Raw genomic sequence first — 16292 nt, forward strand, 5'->3', positions numbered from 1 at the left:
TTCTCAGAGGAAGCGCTTGAACAGGCCCAGCTTCCCGGAATACGGCGGGTAGCGCAGCTTCATGTCCAGCGCGAAGGGCCGCTTCACCACGCTCTTCTTGTGGCTGAAGGCGTCGAAGCTGGCCTGGCCGTGGTAGCCGCCCAGGCCGGACTCGCCCACGCCGCCGAAGGGCAGCCCCTCCACGGCGAAGTGGACACACACGTCGTTGGTCACCGCGCCGCCGCTGGACGTCTCCGTGAGGACGCGCTCGTTCACCGCCGCGTCGCTGGCGAAGCTGTAGAGGGCCAGCGGCTTGGGCCGCGAGCGCACGAAGCGGATGGCCTCGTCCACGCTGTTGCAGTCCACCAGCGGGAGCAGCGGCCCGAAGATTTCGTCCTGCATCAGCGGGCTCGTCACCGGCACGTCGGTGATGACGGTGGGCGCGAAGTAGCGGCTGTCCGCGTCCCGCTCACCGCCGAAGGCCACCTGGCCGTCCTTCGCCAGCGCGCTGATGCGCTCGAAGTGACGCGTGCTGATGATGCGGCCGTAGTCGCTGCTGGCGCGCGGGTCCTTCCCGTAGAACTCCTGGACGGACTTCTGCACCAGCGCGGTGAAGCGCGCCTTGAGGTCGGGCGGAATCAGCACGTAGTCCGGCGCGATGCACGTCTGGCCGGCGTTGACGTACTTGCCCCAGGCGATGCGGCGCGCGGTGACCTCCAGGTCCGCGCTCCGGTCGATGATGCAGGGGCTCTTGCCGCCCAGCTCCAGCACCGTGGGCGTCAGGTGCTTGGCCGCGGCCTCCGCCACCACGCGCCCCACCTGGGTGCCGCCGGTGAAGAAGATGAGGTCCCAGCGCTCGGCGAGCAGCGCCTGGCTCGCATTGGCGTCGCCCTCCACCACGGAGACGACCTCCGGGGGGAAGGCCTCGTTCACCAGCTTCGCCAGCACCGCGGACGTCGCCGGCGCCAGCTCGCTGGGCTTGAGCACCGCGGTGCAGCCCGCCGCCAGCGCGCCGATGAGCGGCGCGATGGAGAGCTGGTAGGGGTAGTTCCACGGCGCGATGATGAGCGTCACGCCGAGCGGGTCCGAGTACTGCCAGGCCCGCGCCGGCTGGATGACGAGGGGGGCGGAGCCCTTCCTCGGCTTCATCCACGACTTCACGTGCTTCGAGGCGGTCTTCAGCTCGCCGTAGATGCTCCCCACCTCCGTGAGGTAGGCCTCCTCCGGACTCTTGTTCAGGTCCGAGCGGAGGGCGGCGAGGATGTCCGCCTCGTACTTGCGAGCGACACGTTCGAGCGCCCCCAGCTGCTCCCGCCGCCACTGCAGCGGGAGCGTCACGCGGGTTTCGAAGTACGCACGCTGTTTCTCGACGAGCGCCTTCGCGTCGAGCGAGGGCGGTACGGCGGAGAGGCGGGCACCCTGAGCCATGGACTGCTCCTTCGTTGGGAGTGACTACTTCAAGAACTCACCCTTCTCGGCCTTCTCCACCAGCGAGGCGGGCGGCAGGAAGTGCTTGCCGTAGCGCGCCGCCAGCTCCCGCGCGCGGTTGACGAAGCCCCTGGGTCCCGTCCCGCTCGGCCCCTCGTAGCCGTTGATGAACTGCGCCACGCCGCCCGTCCAGGCCGGGAAGCCGATGCCGAGGATGGACCCGATGTTGGCGTCCGCCGCCGAGCGCAGCACCCCCTCGTCGAAGCAGCGCACCGTGTCGATGGCCTCCGCGAACAGCATGCGCTCCTTCATGTCCTCGAAGGGGATGGTGTAGCCCGGCTTCGTGTAGTGCTGAACGAGTCCCGGCCAGAGCTGGGTGCGCTTGCCGTCCGCGTAGTCGTAGAAGCCCGCCCCCGTGGAGCGGCCCTTGCGGCCGTGCGTGTCGATGAGCGCGTCCACCACCGGGTAGCTGCCGTGCGGGTCCCACGTCTTGCCCGCCGCCACCGCCGCGGCCTGCGTCTCCTGGCGGATCTTCCGGGGCAGCGTCAGGGTGAGTTCGTCCATCAGCTGCAGCGGCGCCGCGGGGTAGCCCGCCTGCAGGCCCGCCTGCTCCACGGACGCGGGGTGGATGCCCTCGCCCACCATGGCGATGGCCTCGTTGAGGAACGTGCCGATGACGCGGCTGGTGAAGAAGCCCCGGCTGTCGTTGACGACGATGGGCGTCTTGCCGATCTGCACCGCGATGTCGATGGCCTTCGCCAGCGTCGCGTCGCTCGTGTTCTTGCCCGCGATGAGCTCCAGCAGCGGCATCTTGTCCACGGGCGAGAAGAAGTGCATGCCCACGAAGTCCCCCTGCCGCTCCACGCCCTGGGCCAGCAGGGTGATGGGCAGCGTGGACGTGTTGGACGCCAGCACCGCGTCCTGGGCGACGACGCCCTGGATCTCCTGGAACACCTTGTGCTTGAGCTCCGCGCTCTCGAACACGGCCTCGATGACCAGGTCGCACCCGGCCAGCGCGGCGGGGTCCGCGGCGGGGGTGATGCGCGCGAGCAGCGCGTCCCCCTTCTCCTTCGTGGAGCGGCCCTTCGCGACGGCCTTCTCCACCAGCTTGACGGAGTAGCCCTTGCCCTTCTGGGCCGCCTCGAGGCTCACGTCCTTGAGCACCACGTCGATGCCGGCCTTGGCGCACACGTACGCGATGCCCGCGCCCATCATGCCCGCGCCGAGCACGCCCACCTTCTTCGCGGCGTGCTGCGGGTAGCCCTTGGGGCGCCCGCCACCGGAGGAGATGTGCTGCATGTCGAAGAAGAACGCCTGGATCATGTTCTTCGCGACCTGGCCGGTGACCAGCTCGGTGAAGTAGCGCGACTCGATGGTGAACGCGGTGTCCACGTCCACCTGGGTGCCCTCCACCGCCACGGCCATGATGGCGCGCGGCGCCGGCATGTTCGCGCCCTTGAGCTGCTTGCGCAGGTTGGCGGGGAAGGCCGGCAGGTTGGCCGCCAGCGCGGGCGTGGACGGCGTGCCGCCCGGAATCTTGTAGCCCTTCGCGTCCCACGGCTGCTGCGCGGTGGGGTTGGCCTTCACCCACGCCCTGGCCGCCGGCAGCAGCGCCTCCACGGAGTCCACCACCTCGTGGACCAGGCCCTTCTCCCTGGCCTCGTGCGGGCGGTAGCGCTGGCCCTGGAGCAGCACCTGCATCAGCGCCTCCACGATGCCCAGCATGCGCACCGTGCGCACCACGCCGCCGCCGCCCGGCAACAGGCCCAGCGTCACCTCCGGCAGGCCCACCTGGGCGCCCTTCACGTCCGCGATGATGCGGCGGTGGCAGGCGAGGGCGATCTCCAGGCCGCCGCCCAGCGCCGCGCCGTTGATGGCGGCGACCACGGGCTTGCCCAGGGTCTCCAGGGCGCGAAGCTGGGATTTGATCTCCTGGCCCAGCTCGAAGACCTGCTTCGCGTCCTCCTTCTTCACCGCGCGCAGGTCGTTCAGGTCGCCGCCGGCGAAGAAGGTCTTCTTCGCGGAGGTGATGATGACGCCGGTGATGTCCGCCTTCTCGCGGACGAGCCGGTCCACCGTCGCCCGCATGGACTTCACGTAGGCGGCGTTCATCGTGTTGGCGGACTGGCTCGGGTCATCCAGCGTCAAGATGACGATGCCGTCGGCGTCTCGTTCCCAGCGGATGGTGTTCGTGTCACTCATGGTTTCGCTCGAAGCTCTTCGGAAGGAAGGTCAGGGAATCAAACGCGCTCGACCAGGGTGGCCACGCCCATGCCACCGCCGACGCACAGGGTGATGACGGCGCGGCGGGCCTTGCGGCGCTCCAGCTCGTCCACCACCGTGCCCAGGATCATCGCGCCGGTGGCGCCCAGCGGGTGCCCCATGGCGATGGCGCCGCCGTTGACGTTGAGCTTCTCGTCCGGGATGTCCAGGTCCTTCTGGTACTTGAGCACCACGGAGGCGAAGGCCTCGTTCAGCTCGAACAGGTCGACGTCCTTCACGGACAGGCCGGCGATGGACAGCAGCTTCTGCGTCGCCGGAATCGGGCCGGTGAGCATGATGGTGGGGTCCGAGCCGGAGGTGGCCACCGCGCAGATGCGCGCGCGCGGCGTCAGGCCCAGGTCCTTGCCCACCTTCTCCGACCCCACCAGCACCAGCGCCGCGCCGTCCACGATGCCGGAGGAGTTGGCCGGGGTGTGCACGTGCTCGATGCGCTCCACCGCGTGGTACTTCTGGAGCGCCACCGCGTCGAAGCCGCCCGCCTCGCCGATGCCGGCGAAGGACGGGTTGAGCTGCCCCAGCGACGCCACGGTGGAGTCGGGGCGCATGTGCTCGTCGCGGTCCAGCACGGTGAGGCCGTTCTGGTCCACCACGGGGACGACGGACTTCTTGAAGTAGCCCTCCGCCCACGCCTTGGCCGCGCGCTGCTGCGACTGCACCGCGTAGCGGTCCACGTCCTCGCGGGTGAAGCCCTCGATGGTGGCGATGAGGTCCGCGGAGATGCCCTGCGGCACGAAGTACGTGTCGTAGTTGGTGGCGGGGTCCAGGGCCCACGCGCCGCCGTCGGAGCCCATGGGCACGCGGCTCATGCTCTCCACGCCGCCGGCGATGACCAGGTGCTCCCAGCCGGAGCGCACCTGCTGCGCGGCCATGTTCACCGCCGTCAGGCCGGAGGCGCAGAAGCGGTTGAGCTGCACGCCGCCGGTGGTCTCCTGCAGGCCCGCGGCGAGCACCAGCGTCCGGGCGATGTCCGCGCCCTGGTCGCCCACCGGCGACACGATTCCCAGCACCACGTCGTCGATGCGCTTCGGGTCGAGGCCGGGGTGGCGCTGCTTGAGCGCGTCCACCAGCCCCACCAGCAGGGAAATGGGCTTGATGCCGTGCAGCGACCCCTTCTTGCCCTTGCCGCGAGGGGTACGAACGGCATCGAAGATGAAGGCTTCCTGGCTCACCGGGTGACTCCTTGGGTGACGTGCTGCTGGGTAGGTAGGCGGGTTAGAGGGAACGGGCGACGAGCTCTTTCATGACCTCGTTCGCGCCGGCGAGGATTCGAAGGACGCGGGTGTCCGCGAACAGGTGCGAGATAGGGTACTCCTTCATGTACCCATAGCCTCCGAAAAGCTGGAGGCAGCGGTCCGCGACGATGCAGGCCTGGTCGGTGACCCAGTATTTGGCCATGGCCGCCGTCGTCACGTCGAGCTTCCCCTCGAGGTGAGATTCCACACACTCGTCGATGAAGCTGCGGCACACGCGGCGCAACGTCGCGCATTCCGCCAATTCGAACCGCGTGTTCTGCAGGGCGAAAAGGGGCTTGCCGAAGGCGTGCCGCTGCTTGGTGTATTCCACCGTCAGGTCCACCGCCCGCTCGATGCTGGCCATGGCGATGAGCGCGGTGCTCAGCCGCTCCTGGGGCAGCTGCTGCATCAGTTGGATGAAGCCCTTGCCCTCCTCGCCCCCGAGCACGTTGACCACCGGCACCTGGAGCTCGTCGAAGAACAGCTCCGTCGTGTCCTGGCCCTTGCCGCCCAGCTTGTCGAGGATGCGGCCCCGCTCGAAGCCGGGGGTGGTGTCGGAGACCTCGGCACACAGCAGCGAAATCCCCGCGTGGCCCGGACCGCCGGTGCGCGCGACGATGATGAGGAAGTCGCACACGCGGCCGTTGGAGATGAACGTCTTGGCCCCGCTCACCTTGTAGAAGTCGCCGTCACGCACCGCGCGGGTCGAAATCGCCTGGAGGTCGGAGCCGGTGCCCGGCTCGGTCATGGCGATGGCGCCCACCCACTCGCCGCTGGCGAGCCTGGGCAGCCACTTCTGCTTCTGCGCCTCGGACGCGTACGACAGCACGTAGTGCGCGACGATGGAGCAGTGCACGGCGAAGCCCATGGACGGGTCTCCGGCCTTCACCTGCTCCTCTGTGAGGATGGCCTCGTGGGCGAAGGTGCCGCCGCCGCCGCCGTAGGCCTCCGGGACGGACATGCACAGGAGGCCCAGCTCGCCCGCGCGGCGGTAGAGCGCCTTGTCGGGGTGGCCCTGGGCCACGTGCTTGGGGACGTTGGGGATGACTTCCTTGGTGAAGTAGGTGGCCGCCAGTTGGCGCACCTGCTCGAGCTCGTCCGAGCTCCACCGGGGACGTGCCGTCATGATGGGTCTCTCTTCCGTGGAAAGGGTGCGCCCTACAACCCGAACGTCTTGCCGATGATGTCGCGCTGGATTTCGCTCGTGCCGCCGAAGACGGTGGAGATGACCGTGGCGCGCAGGTGCGACTCCATGTCGTATTCGAGGGCGTAGCCGTAGCCCCCCATCATCTGCATGCCCTCCAGCGCCACGCGCTTGGCGGTCTCCGTGGTCTTCAGCTTCGCCATGGAGGCCTCGCGGGGCAGCATCCGGTCGGGCGCCTCGTCGGCCATGGCCGCCACGCGGTAGACGAGCAGCTCGCAGCAGTCCAGCTCCGTGGCCAGGTCCGCGACGCGGTGCTTGAGCGCCTGGAACGACCCCACCGGCTTGCCGAACTGCTTGCGCTCCTTCACGTACGCGACGGCGTCGTCGAAGGCCCGGCGCCCCCGGCCCAGCATGGACGCGGCGAGGATGAGCCGCTCGCTGTTCAGGCCCGCCATCAACTGGGGCCAGGCCTGGTCCACCTTCCCCACCACCGCGTCCTCCGGCAGGAAGCAGTCGGTGAAGAAGACGTCGTTGACCTCCTTGCCGCCCATCGTCGGGATGCCGCGGATCTCCACGCCCGGGGTCCCCGTGGGCACGCAGAACATGGTCAGGCCCTCGTGGCGCGAGCCGTGGGCCTGGGTGCGCGCCACCAGCAGCATGTGGTCCGCGAGGTGGGCGTTGGAAATCCAGGTCTTCTGGCCGTCGACGACGTAGCCGCCGGAGACCTTCTTCGCGCGGCAGGTGAGCGCGGCCACGTCCGACCCGGCGCCGGGCTCCGACATGGCGATGGCCTCCACCCGCCCCCGCGCGATTCCGCCGAGCACCTTCGCGCGCTGCGCCTCCGTGGCGAACTTGAGGTAGGGGCCGGCGGCGACGGCGGTGGTGATGTAGCCCCCCACGGGCGCGAGCCCGTACGCGGTGCGCTCGGCGAACAGGCAGATTTCGGTGAGGCCGCCGCCGGAGCCGCCGTACTCCGGGGGCAGGCCCACCCCCAGCCAGCCCAGCTCGGCCATCTGCGCGTAGAGCGCGGGGCTGTGGGCCTCCTTCCCATGGTCCGTGAGCGCGTCGCGCTGGGCGCGCGTGCCCGTCTTGGCGCGACAGAACGCGTCGATGGCGGCTGCGAACGAGGCTTGCTCGGGGGTTCGGACGTGCATGGGGGGCTCAGTCGTTGAGGTAGAGCGTGGCGATGCGCTCGGCGTACTGACCGAGGATGACGCGCCGCTTGAGCTTGAGCGTGGGCGTCAACTCCCCCGTCGCGGGGCCCCACGACTCCGTCACCACCTGGAAGCGCTTGAGCTGCTCGGCGCGCGACAGGCGGGCGTTGCTCGTGGCCACCAGGGTCTCCAGCTCCGCGAGCACCGCCGGGTCCTTGGCCAGCTCCGCGACCGAGGACGCGGTGAGACCGCGGGCCTTCGCCCACAGGGGCGCCACCTCCGCGTCCAGCGACACGAGCGCCGTCAGGTACGGCCACCCGTCGCCGATGGCGATGGCCTGTCCCACCAGCGGGTGGGCGCGCAGCATGCCTTCGATCTTCGACGGGGCGATGTTCTTGCCGCTCGAGGTGATGAGCAGCTCCTTCTTCCGGTCGGTGATGGTGAGGTAGCCCTCCCCGTCCACCGTGCCGATGTCGCCGGTGGCCAGCCACCCGTCCGCGTCCAGCGGGCTGACGATGTGTCCGTCGTCCGCGAGGTAGCCCAGGAACACCACGGGCCCGCGCACGAAGATTTCACCGTCCTGCGCCAGCTTGACCTCGAGCCCGGGGATGGGGCGCCCCACGGAGCCCACGCGGAAGTCCGTGGGCGTGTTGATGGTGGCGCAGCCGGTGGTCTCGCTCATGCCCCAGACCTCCAGCACCCGGATGCCGTAGCCGCCCAGGTACTCCAGCACCTCCACGGGGATGGGCGCGGAGCCGCTGCTGGCCCACTCCAGCGCGTCCAGGCCCAGCACGCCGCGCAGCGGCTTGAGCACCTTCTCCTCCACCACCGCGACCTTCTGCGCCAGCTCCGCGGGGACGGCCTTGCCGGAGCCCTCCAGGCGGAAGGCCTCCAGCGTCAGCGCGTGGGCCGCGAGGATGGCGTCGCGCTTGACGGGCTCCAGGGCCCCCACCTTCGCGCGCAGCCCTCCCGCCAGCTTCTCCCAGACGCGGGGCACGCCGAAGAACGCGGGGGGCCGCACCTTCGCCATCAGCGGCACCACCCCCGCGGGGTCCGAGCAGACGTGCACGTGCAGCGCCTTGAACGCGGAGCGGTACAGCCCCAGCTCGCGCTCGGCGATGTGCGCCAGCGGCAGGTAGGCGATGGACGGCGTGCGCATGGGCACCGGCGCGGCCATGTCCACGGCGATGGCTTCGTAGAAGGCGTTGCGGTGGCTGAGCACCACGCCCTTGGGGTCGCCCGTGGTGCCGGACGTGTACATCATCGCGATGGGGTCCTCCGGGCGGATGGACCTCCACCCGTCCTCGAAGACCTCGGGGTCCGCCGCGTGCAGCGCGCCGCCGGACGCCTCCACCTGGTCGAAGGAGACGAAGCGCGAGTCCCCGGGAGGGAGGGCCGCCGCGTCGACCACCACGATGCGCCGCAGCGCGGGCAGCGACTCCAGCACCTGCCGCCAGCGCGCCACCTCGTCCGCGCCCTCCAGCACCACCACCGTGGCCGCGCTGTGCCGCGCGACGTAGCCTACTTGTTCGGTGCTCAGGGTCTGGTAGGCGGTACAGGGGATGGCACCCAGGTGGACCGCCGCGTAGTCGATGAGCCAGTGCTCCGGCCGGCTCGACATCATGATCATCATCCGCTCGCCCTTGCGCAGGCCGAGCGCGCCCAGGCCCCGGGACAGCGCCGCGGCCCGCTCGCGGATCCGCGCCCAGGTGAGCGTGACGTCCCCCGCGGAGAGCGCGGGCAGGTCCGCGAACTCCTCCGCGTTGCGTTTGAGGAGGAGCGGCAGCGTGAGCTTGTCCGCCAGGGATTGGCACTGCGCTTCCAGGTCTGCGAGCGGCGTACCCACGGGCACCTCCTCCGGTTCGATGGAAAGCGAGCTGTCTGTCTACTGCGTCTGCTTCTTCAGGGGTCGACGTACAGGTCGAGCAGCACGTCGGGCCCACCCCCATAACGACTGAAATCCGTGAGGCCCTCGGCGCGCAGGACGTCCTCGTCGATGAAGCTCTGTCCCGTGCAGTCGCGGGGAGGGCGCAGCAGGATGGCCGTGGCCGCGTCCGCCATGATGTCCGGCGCGCGCGCGCGCTGCATCGAGTCGTCGCCGCCCAGCAGGTTCTTCACCGCCGCGGTGGCGATGAGCGTCCGGGGCCACAGCGTGTTGGCCGCGATGCCCGCCTCGGCGAACTCCGCGGCCCAGCCCAGCGTGAGCAGCGACATGCCGTACTTGGCCAGGGTGTAGGCCGGGTGCTTCCCCATCCAGTGCGGCGCCAGGTTCACCGGCGGGGACAGCGAGAGGATGTGCGGATGGGACGAGCGCCGCAGGTGGGGCAGCGCGGCGCGCGTCAGCAGGAAGGTGCCCCGCAGTTGGATCTGCTGCATCAGGTCGAACTTCTTGACCGGCAGCTCCTCCGTCTTCAGCGGGGCCAGCGCGCTCGCGTTGTTGACGACGAAGTCGATGCCGCCGAAGCGGGCCACCGTCTCGTCCACGGCGCGCTGCACGTCCGCCTCGTCGCGAACGTCCCCCACCACGGCGAGCGCCTGTCCGCCCGCCGCGCGAATCTCCTCCGCGGCCGTGTGCACCGTCCCGGGGAGGCGCGGGTCGGGCACGTCCGTCTTCGCGAGCAGCGCGACGTTGGCGCCCAGCCGCCCCGCCGCCACGCCGATGGCGAGGCCGATTCCCCGGCTGCCTCCGGACATCAGCAGGGTGCGCCCCTCCAGGGGCCTCTTGTCCGTCGCGCGCGTGCTCATCGTCGGGGCCCCGCCTTGGGCGCCCGGCCCTCTTCGCGCGCGGCGGCCTTGGCGAGCTGCGGGAACACGTCGCGGACGATGGAGATGAGCGCCTCGCTCAAGAGCAGGTGCGCGTCCTCGCGGGAGAGCGTCCCCCCGCGAATCCACTCGCGGATGGTGGCCTTCACCAGGCCGCCGTAGGAGCGAATCATCGCGCGGTGGCGCGCGTCGCTGCCCACCTCCACCTTGAGGCCCAGGAACTCGAGCGTCTTGGAGGCGGAGATGTCGTCCGCCTCCGCGATGATGCGCTCCACCTCCGGGTCCGCGCCGATACCGCCCGCGCCCGTCACGGCCACGTACGTCTTGCCGTGGGTGGCGACCGTGTCGAGGTACCACTCGACGCTGCGCTCCACGCGCTGGCGCAGGGTACCGGTCATGGGCACGCTCTCTTCCAATCCGGGCATGAGCAGCATCCTCTTCACGACCTTCAGGTAGAGGTCCCGCTTCTGCCCGAAGTAGTGGTTGAGCAATCCCCGCGCGACCCCCGCCTCCTTGGCGATGTCCGTGGTGGACACCGCCGCGTAGGGGCGTTCGCCGAACAGGCGCGCGGCGCATTCGAGGATCTGCTCCCGGCGCTGGTCGGGCTCCAGCCGCTTCCAGCGCGGCGCGGCGGCGGGGCTCATGACTGGCCCTCCCGCCACGGCAGGAAGGGGGGCAGGTCCTCGCGCAGGGTGCGCGAGAAGTTGGCCGGCCGCTTCTGCAGGAACGACATCACGCCCTCCACCGCGTCCACGTTCTGTCCGAGCGTCGCGATGAGCTGGCTGTCGAGTTCGAACGCGGCCTCCGGCGAGGCCAGCGCGCTCATCCGGTAGAGCGACTGCCGGATGACCGCCACGGAGACGGGCGCCGTGGACTCCACCAGGTCGCGGGCGAGCGCCTGGGCGGCGCCGAGCAGCTCCCCGGGCTCGTGGAGCGAGCGCACGAGCCCCGCGGCCAGCGCCTCGTCCGCGGGAATCAACCGCCCGGTCACCATCCAGTCGAGCGCGCGCCCCATCCCCACGAGGCGCGGCAGGAACCAGCTCGAGCCCGCCTCCGGGTAGATGCCCCGCCGGCTGAAGACGAAGCCGAAGCGGCTGTCCTTCGCGGCGAGCCGGAAGTCCGCGGGCAGCACCATGGTCGACCCCACGCCCACCGCCGCGCCCTGGATGGCGGCGATGATGGGCTTCTGGAGCGCGAACATCCGCCGCGTCACCCGCGTCGCCGGCTCCACCCACCCGCTCGGCGGCGGCGTCGCGCTCGCGGCCTCGAACGACTGGCCGCTCAGGTCCGCGCCCACGCAGAAGTCGCGCCCCGCCGCGCTGAGGATGACGACACGCACGTCCTCGTCCGCGTCGGCCCGAGCGAGCGCGTCGCTCAGCTCGTCCGCCATGGTGATGGTGAAGCCGTTGCGCGCCTCGGGACGGTGCAGCTCCAGGGTCGCGACCCGGTTGGCCACCGAGGACCGGATGTGTTGGTAGCTCATGACAGGAAGCCTCGCTGCTCCGCTCCTTCTGAAGGGATGATGGGAACTTGTTGGCGGAGTGTCAACAACAAGAGGCGATGGGCTCGACCTCTCGGGTCCCCTCGAAATCTCGACATCGTGCGTCAACATGGTGCTGCCTCCTGCCGTGACGATGCCAAAGGCGGAGGGGCGCGACCAGACGTCAGGGTTTTCCATGGGCGCCCCCAGGTCGCGTCAGGGCTTTCACGCGCCCGACAATCATTGCCGTCCGGTCCGCTCCGCGCTCGACGTCGCGCTCACGAAGCGGACCGCATGCGTGGGAGTCAGGGGGGCGCGCGGATGGGTGCGGGGCACCTCCTGGCGAGTCGCGCCCGCCCGGGCTGGTCAGGTTCACGCGCGGGCAGGAGTCCGCGAGGAGGGGGTGGGACATCGCGGCCCACCGCCCTTCGACATGAGCCCGACGGATCCTCCTCATCCTCGACCTGGACGAGACGCTCATCCACGCGGCGGCCAGGCCCCTGGAGCGCGCCCCGGACCTCCAGCGCTTCGGCTACTCGCTCTACGCGCGGCCCCACCTCGCGTCATTCCTCGCCGCGTGCGCCGCCCGCTTCCAACTGGCCATCGGGTCCTCGGCGGATGACGCGTACGTGGCCGGCGTCGTCCAGCACCTGCTCCCGGCGAACCTGCCGCTCGCGTTCGTGTGGGGGCGCAGCCGGGCCACCTTCTCCGTCGACCGCCGTCGGTTGATGGAGGACGGGTTCCTCGACCCGTCCTCCCATGACGAGTACGCCAAGAAGCTGAAGAAGGTGAAGCGCCTGGGCTACCGCCTGGAGCGGATGCTCATCGTCGACGACACGCCCGCCAAGTGCGTCCACAACCACGGCAACGCCATCTACGTGAAGCCGTACCAGGCAGCGGCGGACGACGCGGAGCTTCCGCTGCTGGCGAAGTACCTGGCCACGCTCGCGGACGTCCCCAACGTGCGCACGCTGGAGAAGCGCCACTGGCGCAGCCAGGTCACCGGGCCGGCGTAGCGCGCCGCGCCCGGGTGCCTACTCCGACCAGGTCATCACCTCGATGAAGCGGACGTAGGCCCGGTCATCGCTGACGGACGCGACCACGTAGCCGCCGATGTCACCCGGGCCGGTCCGACCATACGGGTCCGACCACGAAGCGACGTAGTAGCGCGCGCCCGTTCCCACGTTCTCGGCCAGGTACGCGACGGCGCCGCTGACCTCCGCCGCGGTCGGAGCCTGGCCGAAGACGGGCGAGGACAGCTGCGCCGTCAGCTCCGCGAGCGTGACCACGCGGAAGTTGCTCGGGGCCGGACCGAAGGAGCCGTAGTACGTCCACTGGAGCGTGCCCTGGTTGGCCAGTCCCTCGTCCTCGGGGATGCCCCCTTCCTGGACCCAGGCATGGTCCGCGAGTCGCCCGGCCGCGCCGAAGAGCTGCGCGGGCGTCTGCCCCGGCGTGCTCACCTCCAGCGGCGCGGAGACGGAGACGCCGTCGTTCAGCTCGTGGTAGCGGAACAGGTAGTCCTGGGCCGCGGGCTCGATGCCCGACAAGAAGCCGGCGTCCGCGACCTTCGCCGCCAGATAGGCATGCTCCGCCGCGTCGGTGCGCCCGTCATCCTCCGACAGGAACGCCTCCAGCGCGGTCCTCATCTCCGCGCGTACCACCGAGCTCCCGCCCACGCTGCCACTGGAGCGAGCCGTCACCATGCGCGATTCGAACAGTGGAATGGAATACGTGCTGCCCCACGCAAACGCCGCCGGGGCGGCCAGGAGCGCGCAACCACACACCACGAGCCGCGGAGAGAGAGACACCATGGACATTCGACCTTTCTGGAAAATGCCGGCCCCAAGCCAGCACCAATCTCTCTAGCAAATCCTGCTCGTCTTGATTAGGCGTTCACACTCCTGTTTCACCCAGACATCCTCGCCGCCCGGAATCCACCCCATGCGCTCTCGGAAGCCGCGTCTGTTTCATCCAACCTCCGTGACACTTTCGTCACTCGCGCTGCTCTTCGCCACGTCCTCGACGGCCGCCGAGTCACTCGACCTGTCCGCCGCCAATCGACGCGCGCCCCTGAGCGGACTGTTGGACTGGTCGAGGGCGGGCTACCGCGGCGGACAGGACCTGCCGGGTGAAGCAGACATCAACCCGGATCCGAATTGTCGGGTCACCCCCGCGGAGCTGGCGTCGAGCTTCGGCGTCATCCCCAATGACAACCTCGACGATACGACGGGACTCCAGGCCGCCATCGACCACCTGCGTGCGACGTGCTCCGCCGGCGCGTCGTTCACGAAGCTGTCGTTGTTGAGCCTCCCCGCCGGCCAGCTCGATGTCTCGCGTCAGCTCGGGGTGGACGCCGACTACCTGGTCATCCGCGGCGCGGGCTCCGAGCCCTCCACCGGGACACACCTCGTGTTCCGGCCGGACGCGAACACCCGCTACGACACCCTGACGTCGGACGGAGGTGACTGGGACGAAGACGCCATGACCCACGGCCAGGGCAAGGGGGGATGGCTCTGGCCGGGACGCGGCCTCTTCCGCGTGCAGTCGCGCGGCGTCCATTCCTCCTACGCCAGCGACTACGCCTCGGCGCCCGCCAACCGCAAGGACCTCTTCGAGGGCACGGTGAACGTGCACTGGAAGGTGGGCGTGAAGCTGCGCGAGAAGCCGGGCGACGCGGGGTTCTCCGCCCGCGCTGGCGACACCGTGGTGTACCTCAACGCCAACGCGGCGACGCTGTCGGTGGGCGCGCTCGTCAACATCCGCGCGGCGAACAGCCTCGCCTTCTACGCCGAGCAGGAGGCGTACCCCACCGCGCACACGCTGGCCAACCTGCACATGCGGCAGCAGCTCTTCCGCATCGTCGCCGTCGACACCACCAACAGGACCCTCACCCTGGACAAGCCGCTCGAGTACGACGTGCCGGTGACGTCCACGTCGGACGGCTCCGCCCCCATCGACGGGGACGTGTATGAGTCCAAGGCGTCGCCGCTCGTGGACCCGGTCGTCGGCGTCGGCATCGAGCACCTCTCGTTCACGCAGGAGGTCCCGGGCATCACCCCGCCCCTGGCGAAGCACAACTACGGCAACCTGGCGCCCGCGTACGAGATGCACGGCATCGTCTTCAAGTGGGCCGCCGACTCGTGGGTGCGTGACATCCGCGCGGAGATGACGGGCTCGCACCCCATCGTCACGGAGGAGGCCAGGAACCTCCAGCTCGTCGACAACGTGCTCGACGGCGCCTGGAACAAGGGCAAGGGCGGCAACGGCTACTTCCGGGGCTCGCGTGTCTGGGATTCGCTCTACGCCGGCAACACCTCGCGCAACCTGCGGCACTTCACGTTCCAGTGGTCCGCGTCCGGCAACGTCGTCATCGGCAACGACTTCGACTCCGACCTCAACCTGCACGGTGGCTGGGAGCGGAGGAACCTGTTCGAGCGCAACGTGAGCGCCGTGCCCTACGCGCACCGCTCCGGCAACTGCACCATCCACTGTGGTGAGGAGGGCGGCGGCGGCCCGGACGCGTCCAACTGGTATCCCATCTGGTGGGGCGCGGGGCAGAAGGCCGTGAAGTGGTCGGGGTCCTCCGGCCCGCGGAACGTGTTCTTCAACAACACGCTGAGCAAGCAGTTGGGGTCGGACACCGCGCCCTACCAGCCGTTCTATTCCGTGCCCTCGCGCATCTATCAGTTCGGCTGGTCCGGCTCCGCCTGGCGGCACCTGGACATCGCCGGGACGCCCATCACGGACTGGGCGAACAACGAGACGGTGAACTACGCGGGCGGGCACGGCGTCGACGAGTCCCTGTCCGACCCGGGCCCGTCGCTGTTCCTCGTCAGCGTGAGCCCGCCGCCCCCGCCGGACACGGTGCCGCCGACGGCTCCGCTCAACCCGCACGTGACGGCGGTGACGTCCAACAGCATCACCCTCGCGTGGGACGCGGCGACGGACAACGTGGCCGTCACCGGCTACACCGCGCTCGTGGCGGGCGGCACTGGCACGGGCAGCTCCGGCCCGAGCGTGACGCTCCAGGGGCTGGGCCCCTCGACGACCTACACCCTGACCGTCACGGCCCGGGACGCCGCGGGCAACGTGTCTCCCCAGAGCACGAGCGTCACCGCGACGACGTCCGCCGCGCCGCCCGTCCTGGGGCTCACCGCCACGTTCGCCATCAGCTCCTCCTGGGCCGGCGGCTACACCGGCCGCTACACGGTGACGAACAACACCGCCGCGAGCATCACCGGCTGGCAGCTCGAGTTCGACGTGCCGGCCGGGACGGTGCTCTCCAACCCGTTCTCGTCGACCATGACGCGCGTGGGCGACCACTACGTCTTCGTCCCCGTCAGCCACAACACCACCATCAAGGCGGGCACGAGCAAGGACTTCGGCTTCTCCGCCACCGGGCTGGGCCTGCCCTTCAACTGCACGCTCAACGGCAACCCCTGTGAGTAGCGCGAGGCTCCTGACGTGAGCAGGTGAGGCCCACGCGGGGAGAAGGACTCCCGGCGTGGGCCTCGTGCGTCAGGACAGTACCACCCACAGCGCGACGGCAAGCATGCAGGCGCCGAACACGCGGCCCTGGATGCGCAGGGCCCGCTCCGAGTGGAAGCGCCCCAGGGTGAGCTTGCCGCCGTAGATCCACGGGAAATGGCAGACCACGCACACCCCGAGGAAGGCCAGCGTCAGTTGCGCTTGCAGGTGCTGCTCTCCCCCGCCACCGCGCCCCACGTCGTCCCGGGCGCCTACTTCGGCGTGATGTCCGACCCGGAGAAGCCATGGGTCGTGCCCCAGTGCGTGCTGAGCCTGCAAGGCGCCCAACTGCCGCTCTGAGC

14 protein-coding genes are annotated in these 16292 nt (G+C 70.0%); 3 read left to right on the plus strand and 11 right to left on the minus strand.

The window, feature by feature from the left end; translation table 11 throughout:
- Nucleotides 1-3: 3 nt before the first annotated feature.
- The 9 genes from LZ198_RS03825 to LZ198_RS03865 are packed head-to-tail and all read right to left on the minus strand — an operon-like array spanning nucleotide 4 to nucleotide 11466.
- Nucleotides 4-1407 carry an aldehyde dehydrogenase family protein gene (locus tag LZ198_RS03825; protein ID WP_253970488.1) on the minus strand — a complete coding sequence of 468 codons (1404 nt, stop codon included), beginning with the start codon at nucleotides 1405-1407 and terminating at the stop codon, nucleotides 4-6.
- 24 nt (nucleotides 1408-1431) lie between these two features.
- Nucleotides 1432-3609 carry a 3-hydroxyacyl-CoA dehydrogenase NAD-binding domain-containing protein gene (locus LZ198_RS03830; RefSeq protein ID WP_253970489.1) on the minus strand — a complete coding sequence of 726 codons (2178 nt, stop codon included), beginning with the start codon at nucleotides 3607-3609 and terminating at the stop codon, nucleotides 1432-1434.
- A gap of 38 nt (nucleotides 3610-3647) precedes the next feature.
- Nucleotides 3648-4859 (minus strand): acetyl-CoA C-acetyltransferase, encoded by a 1212-nt coding sequence (locus LZ198_RS03835; protein WP_253970490.1) that lies wholly within the window; start codon nucleotides 4857-4859, stop codon nucleotides 3648-3650.
- A 43-nt stretch (nucleotides 4860-4902) separates the two neighbouring features.
- Nucleotides 4903-6048 (minus strand): acyl-CoA dehydrogenase family protein, encoded by a 1146-nt coding sequence (locus tag LZ198_RS03840; RefSeq protein WP_253970491.1) that lies wholly within the window; start codon nucleotides 6046-6048, stop codon nucleotides 4903-4905.
- Between the two features lie 32 nt (nucleotides 6049-6080).
- Nucleotides 6081-7220 carry an acyl-CoA dehydrogenase family protein gene (locus LZ198_RS03845; RefSeq protein ID WP_253970492.1) on the minus strand — a complete coding sequence of 380 codons (1140 nt, stop codon included), beginning with the start codon at nucleotides 7218-7220 and terminating at the stop codon, nucleotides 6081-6083.
- Between the two features lie 7 nt (nucleotides 7221-7227).
- Nucleotides 7228-9066 carry an AMP-dependent synthetase/ligase gene (locus LZ198_RS03850; protein ID WP_253970493.1) on the minus strand — a complete coding sequence of 613 codons (1839 nt, stop codon included), beginning with the start codon at nucleotides 9064-9066 and terminating at the stop codon, nucleotides 7228-7230.
- Nucleotides 9067-9122: 56 nt separating this feature from the next.
- The gene (locus LZ198_RS03855) at nucleotides 9123-9965 is read right to left on the minus strand and encodes an SDR family oxidoreductase (protein WP_253970494.1); all 843 of its coding nucleotides are present in this window, start codon (nucleotides 9963-9965) and stop codon (nucleotides 9123-9125) included.
- Nucleotides 9962-10627, minus strand: coding sequence for a TetR/AcrR family transcriptional regulator (locus LZ198_RS03860; RefSeq protein WP_253970495.1), 666 nt, complete (start codon nucleotides 10625-10627; stop codon nucleotides 9962-9964). The genes LZ198_RS03855 and LZ198_RS03860 overlap by 4 nt, the downstream gene beginning before the upstream one ends.
- A complete protein-coding gene (locus tag LZ198_RS03865; protein WP_253970496.1) occupies nucleotides 10624-11466 on the minus strand; it encodes an enoyl-CoA hydratase-related protein in 843 nt (280 codons plus the stop codon). Before LZ198_RS03865 ends, LZ198_RS03860 begins: the two co-directional genes overlap by 4 nt.
- A 452-nt stretch (nucleotides 11467-11918) precedes the next feature.
- On the opposite strand from LZ198_RS03865, the gene LZ198_RS03870 reads away from it, so the two are divergent.
- Nucleotides 11919-12479, plus strand: coding sequence for an HAD family hydrolase (locus LZ198_RS03870; protein ID WP_323381934.1), 561 nt, complete (start codon nucleotides 11919-11921; stop codon nucleotides 12477-12479).
- An 18-nt stretch (nucleotides 12480-12497) separates the two neighbouring features.
- Here the strand turns inward: LZ198_RS03870 and LZ198_RS03875 are convergent, their stop codons facing one another.
- A complete protein-coding gene (locus tag LZ198_RS03875; protein ID WP_253970497.1) occupies nucleotides 12498-13166 on the minus strand; it encodes a hypothetical protein in 669 nt (222 codons plus the stop codon).
- A 277-nt stretch (nucleotides 13167-13443) separates the two neighbouring features.
- Here LZ198_RS03875 and LZ198_RS43370 point away from each other — a divergent pair, with 277 nt between their 5' ends.
- The gene (locus tag LZ198_RS43370; RefSeq protein ID WP_253970498.1) at nucleotides 13444-15912 is read left to right on the plus strand and encodes a cellulose binding domain-containing protein; all 2469 of its coding nucleotides are present in this window, start codon (nucleotides 13444-13446) and stop codon (nucleotides 15910-15912) included.
- A gap of 69 nt (nucleotides 15913-15981) precedes the next feature.
- On the opposite strand, the gene LZ198_RS03885 is transcribed toward LZ198_RS43370, so the two are convergent.
- Nucleotides 15982-16119 (minus strand): hypothetical protein, encoded by a 138-nt coding sequence (locus tag LZ198_RS03885; RefSeq protein WP_253970499.1) that lies wholly within the window; start codon nucleotides 16117-16119, stop codon nucleotides 15982-15984.
- On the opposite strand from LZ198_RS03885, the gene LZ198_RS03890 reads away from it, so the two are divergent.
- Nucleotides 16108-16290: a hypothetical protein gene (locus tag LZ198_RS03890; RefSeq protein ID WP_253970500.1), complete on the plus strand. Its 183-nt coding sequence runs from the start codon at nucleotides 16108-16110 to the stop codon at nucleotides 16288-16290. The genes LZ198_RS03885 and LZ198_RS03890 overlap by 12 nt on opposite strands.
- The last annotated feature ends 2 nt before the right edge of the window (nucleotides 16291-16292 follow it).

The sequence above is a fragment of the Myxococcus dinghuensis genome (genome assembly GCF_024198235.1).
Classification (GTDB): domain Bacteria; phylum Myxococcota; class Myxococcia; order Myxococcales; family Myxococcaceae; genus Myxococcus; species Myxococcus dinghuensis.

Bases quoted from the DNA above. Each gene is read 5' to 3' on its own strand.
- LZ198_RS03825 (WP_253970488.1), bottom strand. From the start codon at position 1,407: ATGGCTCAGGGTGCCCGCCTCTCCGCCGTACCGCCCTCGCTCGACGCG.
- LZ198_RS03830 (WP_253970489.1), bottom strand. From the start codon at position 3,609: ATGAGTGACACGAACACCATCCGCTGGGAACGAGACGCCGACGGCATC.
- LZ198_RS03840 (WP_253970491.1), bottom strand. From the start codon at position 6,048: ATGACGGCACGTCCCCGGTGGAGCTCGGACGAGCTCGAGCAGGTGCGC.
- LZ198_RS03845 (WP_253970492.1), bottom strand. From the start codon at position 7,220: ATGCACGTCCGAACCCCCGAGCAAGCCTCGTTCGCAGCCGCCATCGAC.
- LZ198_RS03855 (WP_253970494.1), bottom strand. From the start codon at position 9,965: ATGAGCACGCGCGCGACGGACAAGAGGCCCCTGGAGGGGCGCACCCTG.
- LZ198_RS03860 (WP_253970495.1), bottom strand. From the start codon at position 10,627: ATGAGCCCCGCCGCCGCGCCGCGCTGGAAGCGGCTGGAGCCCGACCAG.
- LZ198_RS03865 (WP_253970496.1), bottom strand. From the start codon at position 11,466: ATGAGCTACCAACACATCCGGTCCTCGGTGGCCAACCGGGTCGCGACC.
- LZ198_RS03875 (WP_253970497.1), bottom strand. From the start codon at position 13,166: ATGGTGACGGCTCGCTCCAGTGGCAGCGTGGGCGGGAGCTCGGTGGTA.
- LZ198_RS03890 (WP_253970500.1), top strand. From the start codon at position 16,108: ATGGCAGACCACGCACACCCCGAGGAAGGCCAGCGTCAGTTGCGCTTG.